This is a genomic window from Dictyobacter kobayashii, assembly GCF_003967555.1.
GTDB lineage: Bacteria > Chloroflexota > Ktedonobacteria > Ktedonobacterales > Ktedonobacteraceae > Dictyobacter > Dictyobacter kobayashii.
The window spans coordinates 2,250,166-2,265,767 of sequence record NZ_BIFS01000002.1; the positions used below are offsets into that span (position 1 = coordinate 2,250,166).

At 49.0% G+C, this 15,602-nt stretch carries 12 protein-coding genes and 1 pseudogene; 2 read left to right on the plus strand and 11 right to left on the minus strand.

Translation table 11 applies throughout. The annotated features are described in order from the left end of the window. Nucleotides 1–18: 18 nt before the first annotated feature. Together EL645_RS36220 and EL645_RS36225 are read right to left on the minus strand one after the other, a co-directional pair. Nucleotides 19–4,716, minus strand: coding sequence for a HEAT repeat domain-containing protein (locus tag EL645_RS36220; RefSeq protein WP_161977980.1), 4,698 nt, complete (start codon nt 4,714–4,716; stop codon nt 19–21). Between the two features lie 80 nt (nt 4,717–4,796). Next, nucleotides 4,797–5,081 carry a hypothetical protein gene (locus EL645_RS36225; protein WP_126557259.1) on the minus strand — a complete coding sequence of 95 codons (285 nt, stop codon included), beginning with the start codon at nt 5,079–5,081 and terminating at the stop codon, nt 4,797–4,799. 321 nt (nt 5,082–5,402) lie between these two features. Between EL645_RS36225 and EL645_RS36230 the strand changes: the two genes are divergently transcribed. Further along, complete coding sequence (locus EL645_RS36230) at nt 5,403–6,800, plus strand: ATP-binding protein (protein WP_126557260.1); 1,398 nt, start codon at nt 5,403–5,405, stop codon at nt 6,798–6,800. Nucleotides 6,801–6,946: 146 nt separating this feature from the next. Here the strand turns inward: EL645_RS36230 and EL645_RS36235 are convergent, their stop codons facing one another. The 6 genes from EL645_RS36235 to EL645_RS36255 all read right to left on the minus strand — a co-directional run bounded on the left by EL645_RS36235 (nt 6,947) and on the right by EL645_RS36255 (nt 11,602). Next, nucleotides 6,947–7,666: an SDR family NAD(P)-dependent oxidoreductase gene (locus EL645_RS36235; protein WP_126557261.1), complete on the minus strand. Its 720-nt coding sequence runs from the start codon at nt 7,664–7,666 to the stop codon at nt 6,947–6,949. Nucleotides 7,667–7,964: 298 nt separating this feature from the next. After that, nucleotides 7,965–9,299 (minus strand): SCP2 sterol-binding domain-containing protein, encoded by a 1,335-nt coding sequence (locus EL645_RS36240; RefSeq protein WP_126557262.1) that lies wholly within the window; start codon nt 9,297–9,299, stop codon nt 7,965–7,967. Nucleotides 9,300–9,348: 49 nt separating this feature from the next. Further along, entirely contained in the window at nt 9,349–9,768 is a 420-nt protein-coding gene (locus EL645_RS36245) for a MarR family winged helix-turn-helix transcriptional regulator (RefSeq protein WP_126557263.1), read from the minus strand. Between the two features lie 174 nt (nt 9,769–9,942). Beyond that, a complete protein-coding gene (locus tag EL645_RS39810; RefSeq protein ID WP_161977981.1) occupies nt 9,943–10,110 on the minus strand; it encodes a hypothetical protein in 168 nt (55 codons plus the stop codon). Nucleotides 10,111–10,156: 46 nt separating this feature from the next. After that, nucleotides 10,157–10,792 (minus strand): NADPH-dependent F420 reductase, encoded by a 636-nt coding sequence (locus EL645_RS36250; protein ID WP_126557264.1) that lies wholly within the window; start codon nt 10,790–10,792, stop codon nt 10,157–10,159. 210 nt (nt 10,793–11,002) lie between these two features. Continuing rightward, the gene (locus tag EL645_RS36255; protein ID WP_161977982.1) at nt 11,003–11,602 is read right to left on the minus strand and encodes a nitroreductase family protein; all 600 of its coding nucleotides are present in this window, start codon (nt 11,600–11,602) and stop codon (nt 11,003–11,005) included. A 453-nt stretch (nt 11,603–12,055) separates the two neighbouring features. Between EL645_RS36255 and EL645_RS36260 the strand changes: the two genes are divergently transcribed. After that, a complete protein-coding gene (locus tag EL645_RS36260; protein WP_126557266.1) occupies nt 12,056–12,544 on the plus strand; it encodes a GNAT family N-acetyltransferase in 489 nt (162 codons plus the stop codon). Nucleotides 12,545–12,600: 56 nt separating this feature from the next. Here EL645_RS36260 and EL645_RS36265 read toward each other — a convergent pair. The 3 genes and pseudogenes from EL645_RS36265 to EL645_RS36275 form a co-directional block, all read right to left on the minus strand. Beyond that, a pseudogene (locus EL645_RS36265) lies at nt 12,601–13,280 on the minus strand (dienelactone hydrolase family protein). 109 nt (nt 13,281–13,389) lie between these two features. Continuing rightward, nucleotides 13,390–14,388, minus strand: a complete 999-nt coding sequence (locus EL645_RS36270; RefSeq protein ID WP_126557267.1) for a L,D-transpeptidase family protein — start codon at nt 14,386–14,388, stop codon at nt 13,390–13,392. Nucleotides 14,389–14,650: 262 nt separating this feature from the next. Further along, nucleotides 14,651–15,496, minus strand: a complete 846-nt coding sequence (locus EL645_RS36275) for an MBL fold metallo-hydrolase (RefSeq protein ID WP_126557268.1) — start codon at nt 15,494–15,496, stop codon at nt 14,651–14,653. Between the last annotated feature and the right edge of the window lie 106 nt (nt 15,497–15,602).

Genomic DNA, 15,602 nt, shown 5'->3' on the forward strand with positions numbered 1-15,602 from the left:
CTCCTATGCACTTATTGGCTAGTCAAAAAATTGTTCTTCGCGGATGACACGCTCAGGGGGCTTCATTTTGCGTAGCCATTCTTTGACCAGCCCGATCGGGATACGAAATTGTGTACCATTAAAACGTTCCTCTACAATATCTTCCACAGCCAGGTGATGCAGGGCGGACAAGACCTTTTCTTGTTCATAGTTAATGCCCTGGGCATCAAATTCGGCTGAGATATCGCTCAGCGAAAAGATGCGTCCTTCCTCTCCTTTTTCCTGAGCCAGGATGGAGAGCAGAATGTGTTCCAGAGGCGATGCTGTCTGATTCCAGATCCAGTTCACACAGCCCGCCTGTTCCTCTAGAATGGTGTCCAGAACGGCATTGACATCATTTATGGTGACATAAGAACGCTTATGTTTGTTACAGTGGCCGATTAAGATCTCGCTGATGACGTGAATGAAGTATGGCAGGTCTCCTGAAAGTTTACGTACCCGTTCCAGGGCCAGCATGTCGTATTCCATAGAGCTCTGTATAGGCTCCGTAATCAACGCAGTCGCATCTGCTGGTTTCAGCTTGGATAAGTTGTGGTAGAGCGCTATATTGAAAAAGACAGACCAGGATTGCTCAGTCGTATGCTTGATCCTGGGGGCGCCGACCAGCAGGAAGTTGAGCCCCTGGCGATGTTGCATCAAGCTACGCAGGTAGTGCAATACATCGCGATTGATGATGCCCTGATCGATTTTTTCTTGCAGCACATCGAACTCATCTAGCAGCAGGACCAGTTTTTCGTTGGGTAATTGTTGAAACACCTCATTTAGAAATGTATCAAAGGTAGCGGTAGGATTGTTCTGGAAGCTCTCGGCTTCGGGCACGGTCACCGTGATCTGCCTGTGCAGTTTCGTCTCCTCGCTGATCCGGGTGGCAAAACCAGCAAAAAGTTGCTCCATGTTTTTGAGTGCCTGGCCCTGTAGATCAATGGGAACCGGCACGAATGGGCTCTTGGTGAGCGCGTTTGTCAATTGATAGATCAAACTGGTTTTGCCCATGCGTCGCTGACCGGAAAGTACAACCACCTTGTTCGCCGTTGTGCTACTCAGTTTTTCACGCAGGGAGTTGATATCATCTTGACGACCATAAAACATTTCGCGGTTGCGAATTGGGGTGCCGCTGGTATAAGGATTAAGAATTTCTTGATAGATGGATGTATGTTGTTGCAGGGTTACGATATCCGCGAAATCTTCGCGTTTACCTCGCTTCTCAGCGTCGTCGTAGGTGATATGGAAACTGAGGCGTGGCGTGGTTGTGTAGGGACGAATAATAAACTCTACCGGTACTGCATTATTTGTGGTCAGTTGGAGTAGATTTCGCCGGTTCGTCCCCACCACCGAGAACTCAGGCCCATCTTCCAGCGTAATGCTAATATTATCGGCGGCACTGACACCTTTATTGCTGATCAAGAGCGAGATGGCTACTTCTTCTTCCAGGCGGATTTTGTCCTTATTGCGAATCTTAGCCTCCAGGCGCGCATTGCCGCGCAAGAGATAGATCTCATCCTTGATAATCTTGTGATGTTTATTGATCAGGATGGAAAGGATAACCAGCTCTGGCAGGCTATATCTAGGGAAGGCCTGCCTCTGGCGAATCTCTTCCTGCTGCAGATCCAGGCGAATCGCATCAACTATGTCAATGGCGGTAATCAGGCTGGTGACGCGGTCACCAACCACTTCACGTCGTTCATAGGCGCGAATAACCTCCGAGACTTCGCGCAGTTCGCGGAAAACTTCCATACTCATACGGATGGTCTCGTAGGCGGGATCATCCGTATCTTCTATCAAAGTTGTATCGGACCACTGGTAGCGGGCCAGGGCGCCAATCTTGTGGGCCTGGTAGATTTGTAGGAATTCGCTGTAGACCTGGTAGAGCTCTTCTCCATATACTGGATCAAACTCGAATAGTGACTGGATAATCTGTACAGTCTCTCTCAGCAGGTCTTCAATTGTTTGTTCATTAAGTTCTGTCAGCAGACGGGCCAGACATTTGAACCAGCTTTTAATGATCGGGGTGTGCGCTGAATATGAGATTTGTTCTAGCACCCTGACCCTGGTGCGGGCCGCTAGCAGGGCCAGACTATCTTGTATGATCTGCTGCGGATGCATATCGAAGTAGCGCGAGAGGGCGCGCCCTGTTTCCTGGCGTACCCATTCCTCTTCATCATTGACTGTTTTTTCGAGCAGTTGGAAGGCCCGTTCGGGATAGTTTCTGACCAGTTTTGCCAGTTGTCGTACAACAGCATGGCGTACCCACATGTCTACGTTGTGCGTAAAGTGCTCCAGGTATTCAAAGCACAGACCATCTTCAATCCGTAAGAGTTCGGTCAGGCTCTCGACGATTGCCAGCCGTATCTCTGGATCAGGATCTGAGGAGAGATGACTTAAAAACAGGCGAGCTTGTTGGGTATTTTCGGCGTGATTATAAGGGACCAGGCAGAGCACTACGATAGAGCGAACCAGTTCTCTCCTGACCTCCAGGGATTCTTCTTTGCGCAAGGCATCCTGGAAACGCTTGAAGTCCTCGGCTCGTCGTTGGTGCTGACCTGCCAGTTTAGCCAGCGCAAACGCCTGAATATATTCATTCTCGTGGTAGGTCAATTGCATGATGGTTTGACGGCGCTTTTCGCTATCTCGGGGGAGCAGTTGTTGCCAGCAGTGTTCGATCTGCTCGATGAGCCGTGGCTGATTGATGATCTGGAGCAATTCTAGTTGATTCTCGGAGGCGATGGCGATCTCTAACTTGCCATCGTCATTGATATCATTGGCGCTAATTTTGCGGATACGATGTGGTTTCTGGTATTTCCACAGGAGATCTCCATTAGCGGTTAACACATAGACATTCCCATCCGAGCTACTGGCAAGCACTTTAAGTGCGCGCTCTTCCGCTTCCTCTGGATCGTCCTTGAGCTTGATATCGCATACTGTAACATCCAGTACACCGCGTTTGGTTCGATAGCGCCATTTTAGATGTCCTTCATGGTCGAGCACATAGACATTGCGGTCTCGTGAGCCAACCACGACTTCGGCCAACCCATTGCGATCGATATCTTTGACGCTAAGTCCTTGAATGCGATCCTGGGTCTGATAGCTCCACTTTAAATTTCCTTCACGATCATGTACATAGACCCCGTTGTCGGTCGATCCGCTGACAATACGATATTCGCCCTCGCTCGACCAGACATGCTCGATAAAATTGATGCCCTGGGGTGTGACAAGGCTCCCTAACTGATGTTCAAAGCTGGCATCCCAGATACATATCCGGTTATTTTCCATACCAATCAGGATTTCCAGTATCTGGCCGGGTTGATCTTTTGACCAGACCAGGCCGATGCTGCGAGCCCAATCTTGTTCTTCAATGGTCTGCTCCCTGATCGTTTCACCCCTGGCATCCAGCAGTACACAGCGTTGATTGCCCAGGACAGCTAGAATGGTATCTAGTTCACCATTCTGGCCGGGAATACACTTGAGCATCCGGACACGATCTTTAAAGTCCTTTTGCCAGATGATATTATGTGTGCCTTGCTCACTATTGATGGCATATATATAACCTTCATCGGTTCCTATTATAATGTCCCGTTTGTGGCTATCCTTAATATGCCCAAACTCTAATGCCCATATATATCCACGCGTGGTTACTGGTTGTGGCCAGTAATACTGCACATTCTGCTGGCGCAATAGAAGAAGGAGCGAGAGGGCATGTTCATACTGCCCTCCTCGTATAAATTCCTGTGCCTTCTCTAATTCCAGGTGTACGTGACGCAGTGGCGGAACTTCACCAACATAATCTTTCAAGACTGCCTTCTCTCTGGGTGACAGTTTTTGCATAATCTCATTCTTGCCCACAATCTGTTCATAGGGCATAACTTCCTTGTATATATCATCGAGTCTTTTGTAGAGATTATTTGAGAATTCTACTTGAATAGCATAAACCCCGCTATCTTCCGTCCCCACGAGGATCTCCATCTGGCCATCAAAATTGATATCAGCTGCCCAGACGCTATAGATGCAACTGCCAAAGTGCCGTTTCCAGAGCAATGAGCCACACTTGTCCAGAATATAAAGGTAACCGTCTTCTGCACCGAGTAGAATCTTCGGCTCGGAACCTTTATGGCCTTCGATCACATGAATCGCGTGTAGACGGTTGTCGAACGCTGCATCGGGTGATGATTTTTGCCATTCTTTGTGTGCTTGCCATTGCCCTGTTGCGTCTTTCTGTAATGTCCAGACAAAGAGATCTTTCCGATTAGAACTGGTGATGATACTGCGTGTCTCCCTATTTATCAGAGATGCGGCAAAAAGAGCTTGAATTTGATATCCAAGCGACACCTTGTCTTGATATCGACCCTCTGCGTCAAGGATATATAAACAGCTGTCACCCGAACCTGCCAGAATTTCTTCCTGTGCATCGCCGTCGATATCGCCTGCATAAACGCTGCGAATCCATCCCTGGGTATAATATGGATCGCTGCATAATTTCCCGGTGGCCCGATCAAGTACATGAATACCTCGGTCCTCTGATCCGATCAGAATATTGTTCGGGGCGTGATCGCTAACATAAATTTGTCGGATCATGCGGCCCGTTGAGTAAAACCAGTCGGGCAAGCTGCGACCATCCTGGTCCAGAGCGTGTACATCTCCATTGCGCATACCCACGATGACGCATGCCTGTTTTTGTAACACTTTGCGTTGCTCGGATATGTCAGAGAGTGGAAGCGCAAAAAGTGCACTGACAGACGTCTTTCTCCAGCGTTTTTCCCACTTTACAGCTCCCATGGGGTGAGTGCCATGACGACACCGTTACGTGCACCCACGAGAATTTCGATATCACCATCATTATCAATATCTGTGGCCTGCACATTGGTGACCCAATCACTGATGCGATAATTCCAGAGAATAGTATTGAGTGCCGCGCTGTCCCAGAGGGCTTCTTGCAATTTATGCAATGGCTCCTGGCGAAAACTATCTGCTTGCTCGGGAAAAGGGCGATGATGAACTGGCTCCTCCCGATTGGATTCACCCTGTTGTGATTGAGAATTGATTACCATGTATTCTGCCTCTGTTCGTACTGTACACCGGTACATATTTATAGTATGAGCATCACCCAAAAGGCATAAATCGCCTAGAGATAAGTATACTCATGTTTTACTGCCAGAGACTGCCTTGATACTGCCAGTTCCCGAAAAAACCTTGTTCCAGGCTTTCGTTGTGTCAGCATTTTGGCACATATATGGCACTATAGCTTATGAGCATGAAAGGAGATGGCATTTATACACAGGTATACTAACATAAATAATTATTAGATGGACAAGAGAGGTTGATTATGCGAAAATATTTTCAGATGAAGATCGAGCAAAGAGAGAAAGGGTGTGATCTCTGTGAATATCGAATTGAATAACCCATATTATGATTATGATGCTGTTCGAGACCTCTCGATGTTCTTTGGGAGACAGAATGAGTTACGTATGCTTTATAGCGCGATTGAGAAGCGGCAGTGTTTCTCTGTGGTTGGCTCCAGGCATATTGGGAAATCTTCTTTGCTAAAATATCTCTCGCACCCGGAGCTTCGGCAACGTTATGGGCAGGAGATGAGCGATCGTATTTTCATTTTGACTGATTGGCGTGAGTATTTACAAAAGACGCGGGAAGATTTTTTTCGCTCTGTCTGTGATCAAATTATTCATCAGAGTAGCCCTTTGCTAATGCTTCAATCTCCTCCAGCTAATCTGAGTGGGGAAGATCGCTTTAAGCGCTTGCTAGAGGATATTCGCAATGCTGGTTTCCGGCCAGTTTTGTTGATGGATGCCTTTGATAAGGTCACTAAAAATCCTCATTTTGATCCAGATTTTTTTTCGTTCCTGCGTGCCCTGGCTGGCATTTATGATTTGATCTCATATATCACGGCTTCAATTAAACCCCTCTACGATGTCTGCCATTCTGATGCTGTTGCATCGTCGCCTTTTTTCAATATTTTTCAGACTTGTATCCTGAGCTCTTTGACCATTGAGGAGACACGGCAGTTGATTACTGTGCCTGTCCAACGTATTGACCAGCAATTTACGCCCGATGAAGTTGAATGGATTATCGCCCAGGCTGGCCGCCATCCTTTCTTTGTGCAGGTCACCTGCCGTTTCTTGTTTGAAGAAAAACTCCGTCAGCGTGCTGGTGTGGTGGACTTTGCACTGGTGCAGGAGCATATCTATCAAGAACTGGGTCCCCACTTTGATAAAGCCTGGAATGATCTGAACGAGGATCAGCAGCGCAATTTGAGGCTGGAGGTGGCTCAGCAGGGGCTTCCCAGGCGCAAGCTAGCGGAGTTCAGTGAGAGCGTCCTTTTCCGTAAGCGTATCCGTGAGATTGTGCAGATCGATGCGCCTGAAATTACCTTTAAAGATGTGAAAGAGGCACTCGATAATATCGAGGACAATGATTTTCTGGAAAGTTGTCCGTTGGGTGCAACACATTATGTCTCGCTGCATGCCGTGGCCAACCCCGGTCTGAAAAAGGCAATGCATGTACGCGACTTTTTAAAAGCTGGCTTTGAGCGTATGCGAGCCAGTGGGGTGCGTACCGACTCTGCGCCTGAGTGGCGGCTCTATAACATCCTCTGGTTCCACTATTTTAAGTATCATCTGCCAAACTCCAAAACCCTGGCCCGGCTCGGTATCAGTAGCTTGCGGCAATTCTATCGTGAACAGGAAAAAGCTATCCAGGCTCTACTCAACGAGTTACAGGAACTGGAAAATGCCTCAATGAAAGAGGCTTGATGCGCACGCCTGCGGGCGTGCGCATCAAGCCCGAACTGTTTTTTATATACATTGAGGGTATTGGGAGAAATCGTGCGCTACACGATTTCTCCCAATACCCTCAATGTATATGTTTGATTTCTTTGTTTATTAATTCTGTCGATGTATTATTTATTAGCGAATTTTTGCAGGCTGTCGGCGTAGACTTCGGCGGACTCTGTTTGTACGGCTTCCAGAATCTTTTCGGCTACCTGTTCTGGTGTCTCCATTGGCATGGTTCCCTGCCTGCGTTCGGGGTTTTGCTGCATGCTGATGGCATTTTTGTGGAAATCGGTGGCCGTGATACCAGGATAGACCAGTCCGACACTGATGTTATCCTTTGCCAGCTCCTGGCGTGCTGTGAGCGAGATGGAGTTCAGGGCATGTTTGGTTGAGGCATAGGGTCCTACACCCGGCAAAACCATTTTAGTGGTGCCCGAGCTGATGTTAATAATGACCCCACCACCCTGGCTACGCATGATTGGAATTACCGCCTGCATCGCACTGATAACCCCGATAATATTGAGCTCTACGATTGAGCGATACTGCTGGGGATCAGCCTGCTCGATTGGGACGTGCATGCCCTGTCCCGCGTTATTGATCAGGACATCAATCTGTCCATAATGTTGCTGAACCTGCTCGATCATCTGCCGAATAGCCGCTTCATCGCGCATATCAGCAGTCACCGCCAATGATTGTGGTAGTTCAGTGGCCAGTTGCTGCAATTTATCGGTTGAACGTGCCACCAGGGCGACCTTAGCTCCCTTTTGTGCGAATAAATGCGCCGTGGAGAGCCCGATCCCATTTGAGGCACCAGTAATAATGACTACTTTTCCCTCGATATCCATCAAAAAAACTCCTGTTGATTGGTATTTGTCTGGTTCCTATCTGTATTACGATATAGCGTACGATGGGATATAGGTAAAAGGCAATACTTACTTAGAGCGTGTCAAGGTTGCGGCGTAGATGGCTTCTTCCGGCATAGGTTCTCCAAGCTTGAGCGCTCACAAGGGCTTCCATCTATTGGTGCATAGGGTGCGTGTTTGCTCACCCTATGCACCAATAAATAAAACAGGGGCGATCGCGCATGCGGACGCCTGTGCGGGGCGCGTAAGCGCCCCAGGAAAAAGTGTGTCTGACACTCTCTTAAGCCGCAAAGCAGCGCTCAAAGGCCCGCAAGAGTTGTGGCGAGCCTTTGAGTTGTAGCTTGCGCTGCAAGATGGCCAGGATAATATTTTGCTTTTTATCGAGTATTTTGAGCCAGGTGGCGCTATCAACTTTGATCACAAGGTCGGCTTCCCCTTTTAGCCCGTCCTGAATCTGCAGTGTTTTGTGCCGAATTATGATTGTCGTCGTGCGTTTCTCCTGACCTGTGAAGGTGAAGTGATAGGTCACATCCATCTCCGTCGCCTTTTCGCGCTGAAAGACGAGTGGCAAGCCACCCAGGAACCGCGCAATGGATGGGGTGCGTAGACCGTTGTGTACATGTCTGATGGTCTTGTGTGGGAAGCGTCGTTTGACGTATTCCTCGGCATCTGATCCTGGCGTGACATAGATGGGTTCTTCTTTATTCTGTAGCGGCTTTACCACATCCTGGAGATAGGTTTTGCGGTTCTCTAAAAAGGGACCAATAACGTCTTCTCCAGCGGGACACACGGCCATGCAGTAGGCGGCTTTGTAGTTGGCTTTGAAGGAGAGACTTTGCCACATGGAGGCCGATTCGGAGGGTGTTACTTTTTCACGATATTCTACAGCGTTCTTGCTATCTGCTACCTTTTCGACCCAGTCGTTGAAACCACCCATGAACTCGTGATAGTTGTGGGTCATGCAAGCAGAAAAGTTGAAGTGGCCATCACTGCCGATTGCGCCTACTGGGCAGGCGGCGACGCATAGTTTACATTCCAGGCAGGGATTGTAGTCGATCGGTTGACTATAATCATCCAGGGTGGCCTCCATCAAAATAGTATCAAGCAGGATAAAATTGCCAAAACGGGGGTGGATGACGTTGCGGTGGATGCCCATCTGACCCATGCCAGCGGCTACGGCAATGGGTTTATGGGCTACGACCCAGATCCTACCAGGATAACGGTCCATCTCCTGGGGAAAACCTACGGCGGGACAGATTGCTCGGATGTTGCGCTGCTCTAGCGCTGCGACAATTTTTCGGGCCACTTCTTCTAAATCATGGTTGGTATGGTGAAATTCGACGTTGGCGACCGAGCGTGCTGGTGTACGAATGTTTTCTCTATTCATTCTGCGTACCAGGCTGATCAGTGTGCGTGTATGGGGAAACGCTGCCAGGATATGGGGACGCTCACTCTCTAACTCGGATCGCTCAATTTCGACAAAGCCAACATCATCTGCTCCCAGTTCCAGACATAGAGTACGTAGCCAGTTTCTATCTACCGCTGCTGGCGGATGCTCATACTGCTGACGAGCCTGAAATGCCTGTACCGTTGGGTGCTCGGAAAGTGAGGCCATAGTTTTTCTCCTTTGATATAAGGTGTATATACACCTATTTGCTAAAAAATTATTGTGGAAGGGCTTCAAGCGTGAAAAGTTCGGCGAGCAGTGCTGCGAAACGCTCCTCACCCATATGGTTGATAATGGTGGTTTGAGCCTGCTGCCAGAGTGGCCGGGCACGCTCCAGGGCTTCCTGTCCTGTGGTGGTCAATATGACCTGGCGGGTACGACGATCTGTCCCCGCTTCTACTTGAGCCAATCCCTGTTGGGTTAATAATTTTAGTTCCCGTGTCAGAGTAGTACGGTCCATCTTAAGCCAATCGGCCAGGCGACTGATGGTTGCTGTTTTCAGACCCTCGATGGCTGAGAGCAGCGTAAACTGGGTTACATGCAGGCCACTTGGGGCCAGTATCTGTTCATAAAACTGTGTAATAACCCGATCCGCCCGCCGAATATTCGCGCATGCACAATCTTGTACATCCAGCATATCTGTTCCCCTTCTCTATCAATTCCGCAAATTTAGGTGTATACACACTGATTCTAAATTGCTAACCACCGTTTGTCAAGGGGGCTTCTCTGTACGCCAGGGCTATTTCATGTTCGTCCAGCGAATGTACATCTTTCAGGTGTGGAGTGTGTGTAGGTGGGCGGCCGCAGCCGCTCACCTACACACACTCCACACCCCCAATCCGTCGCCGCAGGCGCCAAAGAGAAACATGAAATAGCCCTGGCTGTACGCATGCTCGATGACAAATTGGCGCAATTGGTGAATAGAGTGCGTGCTTGAAGCTAAAACGGTAGCGGGAGTCTGCATAATTAAGCTCATCATAGTGATGCTCTTTTATGCAGACTCTATTTACTGTTATGGGGAATGGTTAGGAGATGTCTGTCAGTTTTTGTTTGGCCTGCTCAACGGTCATGGGGACATTGTAGATGGGTGAGCCAGGCTGCTGCAGGCGTCCACCATCGTGCAGGAAGCCGGTATCCACGGCCGCAAAACCGATATCCTCGATCAGGCGCGCAACGATCTCTTTGGCCTCGCTATCGTCTCCAGCGATGAAGAGAACCAGGCGCTGCTCTGGATTTGTGCTGCTGCCTGTCCTCAGGGTTTCAAAATACATGGTGTTGAAGGCTTTAACCAGACGTGCTCCTGGCATTAGTTTAAGGATCTCCTCGCTGGAGGTACTGTTCCCTAGATCATCCAGGCCGAAGTTCCCATTTTTGTCGACGACATAGGGATTGGTCGCATCCATGACAATTTTATTTTCAAACATTTGTGCCGGGGGCAAACTGTTACGCTTTGTCCAGGGGAGGGCGACCAGGATGGCATCGCCAAACTTGACGGCCTCTTCGGTGGTGGTTGCCTTCGCGTTTGGCCCGATCTCTGAGACCAATCCAGCCAGGGATGCGGGTCCTTTGGAATTGCTGATGGCTACTTTATGGCCTGCCTTCGCAAATAACTTTGCCGCGTTGGCACCGATATTTCCCGATCCGATAATACCTATATTCACTAATTTTTCTCCTTTTTGCGTTCAAGCTCGAAGCTGGCTATGCTCTATTTATCGGAAATCACCCTGATTTCAAATTCAGGTTACTTTACTTATTACACACTATCGGCAGCCGTTTAGTTGTGAGCTATGTTGCTGATGGCTGCTTTTTAGCATCTATGATAGGGAATTTCGGCGCTGGATAATAAGCGCATAGCCAGTTTTCAGCGGACCTTACCAGCCTTCGAGATGCAGAAAATCCGCCTGTGCTTTGCGTCCACGTTTGAGGGAAGGTGAAGGCACATCAGGCGCGGCATACCCGATGGGGATAACTCCAACCGGTGTACAATCCTCAGGAATGTTGAGTAGTTGCTTGAGCCCTGCATTATTTTCTTTGCCTGGAATACCTACAAAGGCGGCTGCCAGTCCCTCGTTGACCACAGCTTGCAACAGGATCATGACAGAACAGCCGATATCCATAAACCAGAAAGGGACTGGCCATTCAATTTCCTGTCCATCATCATCTACTTTGTCTGCTTCCTGGTAACGTTGATGATAGGCGGACTCGCGCGTGCAGGGGATCGCCAGTACGGGGGCTTCTGAAATAAAGGGATGCTGGAATGTGTCTGCATAATCCTCTTCTGTGCAGAAACGGGCGATCTCTTTTTTGAGTTCGGGCCGCGTTACCACTACAAAAGATTGCCCCTGGGTGAAGCCTGCGCTAGGAGCATGCTGGGCCAGCTCAAAGATGCGTGTAATTACTTCAGCTGGAATGGCTTCGGTCTTAAAATGGCGTACCATGCGTCGTTTGTGTACAACTTCTGAGAATTCCATGCTAGCGATATCTTTCTGATTTTCATTCATCAATACGGTGGAGATCATTTTTTAGAGCTCTATCTACTATTATGTGTATTTATAAAGGAATGTCAACTCGCCCATCTTAGTAGCTTGCGTTATCTATAGTAAATATAAAATCTTGGAATGTGTCTTACGGCCATCAGCATGGGAAGCATCTCGCTCCTGTGCGTGCGTGCGCTGACGCGCCCGATTTTTTTCTTGTGTGGTGCAAAAAGTGCGCCTGGCGCACTTTTTGCACCACACAAGAAAAAAATCGGGCGCCGAAGGAGCTCAAGAAGTATTAAAAAAAAGCTCGGGCGCGTCAGCGCAAGAGTGTTACGCATACGATTTGGGTCGGTTACATATGATGTAAAGGGAATGTGGATTTCTTGCCTGGGAGCAAAAAGCTTTAAAACCGACACGTGGCGTTAGCTAACACAGGAGAATACTATGTTCGACCTTGTTTTTGTGACCCTGGATGCTGAGGAATGTTCGCGTTATCGCGATTGGTTTCATGATCCTGAACTGGCGCGACGTATTAATTATCCAGATAGTGATTGGTTCGATTATATTTCTACTTCTCCCCATGTCCATACCTGGATGATCTATGCCGAAGTGGGGCCAGTTGGGGTCATTCAATTTGAAAAGAATAATCGGCAGGCCAGTTTTTCAATTGCTGTCAATCGACGCTTGCGTGGACAGGGTTATGGTAAGCGTATCATGCGGGCCTTCTTGACGCTGCCAGAAGTGCGGGCTGTTTCCTGTGTACATGCAGGGGTTGAGCTGGATAATCTGCAGAGCATGCGTTGCCTGCAGGCGGCTGGTTTTACACTACAAAGTACCATTCCCGATGAACATGGCTTCCTGGAATTTGTCTATCACTTTAATAGGGCGCAGGCTGATGCTGATCAAGCTGAAGCAGAACAGGAGCAGAGCTGAAGCTGCTACACTTCAGCTCTGCTCCTGTTCTGCTTGTCAATGAGAGGTAGCAAAATTTATCGGATGTGTTCCTGGAAGTAGGCCAGGACACGCTGCCAGGCATCTTGGGAGGCGGCGGCATCATAATTTTTGCCCTGGTCGTTGAAGAATGAGTGTTTGGTGTTGGGATAAATTTTGATGTCGTGCTCGATGTTATGTTGTTTCAGCGCGGCATCCAGTTTCTGGCGGGTTTTGCGGTGAAATCTTCACCTGGATAAGAGCCAACGACGGGGCAGCTGCGCGCGACTGCTTCCAAAGGTCGGGGGTTCATGCCGTAGAATGGTGCGATGGCTTTGAGCCGGGTGTCGCTACATGCCCAGGCTATGGCGAAACTGCCCCCCATACAAAAGCCGATGGCTCCTAGATGTTCTGCATCTACTTTCGGTTGCTGGCCTAGATAGGTGAGTGCCTGCTTGAGATTGCGAATACTACCATTATTTAAGGGATTGGCCATGATCTGGCCCATAAAGCGGAACATGCATATCGTCCGATTGCGTCCCGCAAATAGATCAATGGCAAATGCTGCGTAGCCCTCGTCAGCGAAGCGACGTGCGATGTCTTTGATGTTGTCGTTGAGCCCAAATATTTCGTGAATGACGACTACGCCAGGGAATGGGCCTTCTCCTTCGGGATAAGCCAGATAGCCTGAGATTTTTTCTGTTCCTACTGAGAGATCGACTATTTCTTCTGCTGGCACCGGGAACCTCCTCTAAACGCACGGAACTAAGGTTTCAGCGTATATGCATACGATATCACATCATGCTGTATGTTCGTATGGGGTAATGGTGCTCCGGTCCTTGTCAGTTTTAGTAGGTGATCTCGACGGTGGTGCCGATGTCGGCCCAGTTGTAGAGCCAGGACATGGTGCCGTATGGGACGTTGACGCAGCCGTGTGAGCCCGATTCTGTTCCATAGCCGGGAATATAGTGCGGTATATTGGAGCCAGGGCCATAGTCGTTACGCCAGAAGGCGTCGTGAATAAAGTAGCCGGCGCTTAGAAATTCTAGCGCGAATTGAATGCGGGTGGGCGCAAAGTAGTAGGGAGAGCCTGACGGCCAGATTGAATAAAATGTGGTTGGGCTTTCTTTATTGAAGATCTGAAAGGTTCCGATGGGCGTGTCCAGTCCTGGGCGTCCCGTTGTAATGGCGCTGCTGGTGATTTGTTGACCATCCTGGTAGGCGTAGAGCCACTGGTTGGTAATGTTAATGATGATGGCTTTTCCTGTAGCTGGGACGCTGGCTGTGTTCGCCGGGTTCCAATTTGATTGTGTAAGCGCGCTCGTGCTGACGACTCCACTATATACATATTGGGGTGTGCTCTGCTGGTCTGATACGCGATACCAGGTTGAAGTAGTGCCTGGATTTTCACCAATGATACTGCCATAAATGGTCAGGGTGGTGCCTGGTGCTGCGCTGCCAAGCAGGCTTCCATCGCTGTATGGGCTGCTGCGGACATTGGCCCAATCAGTGGCGTAAGCGGTGATTGGCGTGCTATTCCAGTTTACGATAAATGCTCGTTCATCTTTGCCCAGTATGCTCAAGCGATTGGCCAGTATATATGGGTAGATGTTTTTGGTAGCCAACTCTCCGTGTCGGGCCGTCCGTTGATTCTGCTGAGCCTGTAAGTTGTTGTTTGAGCGTAAAGATGAAGATGATCTGGCCGTATTAACATGTGCCGGGAGTTGCATGGCTGGTTCTACCAGGTGTGTTGTGTAGTATTGACGTGCCGCCACCATTCCAACTATTGAGAGCGCAAAAATAAGCAGGACTCCCCATAGCATTAGTGTTTTTAGTTGCTTTTGCATTGATTACCCCCTTTTGCTATATATATCGTCTCTCAAAACACAATAGTTTAAACACTACAACACAGCACAAACCCCGGCTGAGCGTCGGATGCACAAAAAAGAGAGGTGCGGTAGACCTGAAAACAGGCCTGGCACCTCTCAATTCTCCACACGATAAACTTGAATAGTCGCTCAGTTATGGGTATGGATTACCTGCTTATTCTTTTTGGCTGCTAAAAAGTGGAAATAGTCATCTCATCTTTTATAATTATTGTTTGGTAGCCTATTTCATGTATATCAGGCGACGACCATGTGATGGAAGATAACAGGTCAATTGTGGATGGTGGGCGCGGATATAGTCCACAAAGAAGCCTGGCCGACCTACGTTGCCGGCAAACATCTCATAGTGGGTTGGGATGACCGTCTGGATACCTGCGGACGCGGCCAGGTCAGCTGCCTCACGTTCATCCATGTTGCCAACCAGGTTTTGTCGCTCACGGGAGTAGCTACGGCCATTAATGGGGAGCAGCGCCAGGTCAATGGCGAGCGGCTGAAGTTTTTCAACCAGGCCATCAAACACCAGCGTATCACCTGGATGATAGATGCGCACCCCTGCTAGTTCGATCACATAGCCTAGATAGCGATATTGCCCATTGCTGATCTCTTGCCCAAAGCTATAAGCTACTGGCGGAAAGCTCAGTCCATGCAAGGCGGGCAGAGGGATAATCCGCGTTGTGCCAATCGTGAGATCCTCTTCGGGTTGAACTCCCTGCAATTGTTCAGGATCTACACCCGCTTTGAGGACCTGGTCTACGATTGGACTTGGGGCGATAAAACGTGGTCTGGATGGATGCCTGGCCAGAATCTGCAGTGTGGGCACATCCAGGTGGTCAATATGCTCGTGGGTGTAGAGAACCAGGTCCACGGGCGGACATTCTTCGGCTGTGAACGGCGGTGATACCACGCGACCCTCTATGTTGGTCAGGAATGGATCTATCAGGACGGTGGTTGATGCGCTGCGCAGCGCGAAACTTGCCTGCCCCAACCACCACAGAGCGACTGCGCCCTCGGGCAACCGGGTGGAGGTGCTAATCTGCGTGGCCGTGTCGATCGCATTTTTAGTGTGCATGATTTTGATAATCCTCTAAGCAAAAATAGGTGTATATCTCACATTGTAGTATCGATGAAGGTAACAGAAGTATGAATGAACCCTTGAGATTGATCTTTTTATCATA

Excerpts from the sequence above, each read along its gene's own strand:
- EL645_RS36225 (WP_126557259.1), bottom strand. The coding sequence starts at position 5,081 with ATGGTAATCAATTCTCAATCACAACAGGGTGAATCCAATCGGGAGGAG.
- EL645_RS36235 (WP_126557261.1), bottom strand. The coding sequence starts at position 7,666 with ATGGATATCGAGGGAAAAGTAGTCATTATTACTGGTGCCTCAAATGGG.
- EL645_RS36240 (WP_126557262.1), bottom strand. The coding sequence starts at position 9,299 with ATGGCCTCACTTTCCGAGCACCCAACGGTACAGGCATTTCAGGCTCGT.
- EL645_RS36245 (WP_126557263.1), bottom strand. The coding sequence starts at position 9,768 with ATGCTGGATGTACAAGATTGTGCATGCGCGAATATTCGGCGGGCGGAT.
- EL645_RS39810 (WP_161977981.1), bottom strand. The coding sequence starts at position 10,110 with ATGATGAGCTTAATTATGCAGACTCCCGCTACCGTTTTAGCTTCAAGC.
- EL645_RS36255 (WP_161977982.1), bottom strand. The coding sequence starts at position 11,602 with ATGGAATTCTCAGAAGTTGTACACAAACGACGCATGGTACGCCATTTT.
- EL645_RS36260 (WP_126557266.1), top strand. The coding sequence starts at position 12,056 with ATGTTCGACCTTGTTTTTGTGACCCTGGATGCTGAGGAATGTTCGCGT.
- EL645_RS36270 (WP_126557267.1), bottom strand. The coding sequence starts at position 14,388 with ATGCAAAAGCAACTAAAAACACTAATGCTATGGGGAGTCCTGCTTATT.
- EL645_RS36275 (WP_126557268.1), bottom strand. The coding sequence starts at position 15,496 with ATGCACACTAAAAATGCGATCGACACGGCCACGCAGATTAGCACCTCC.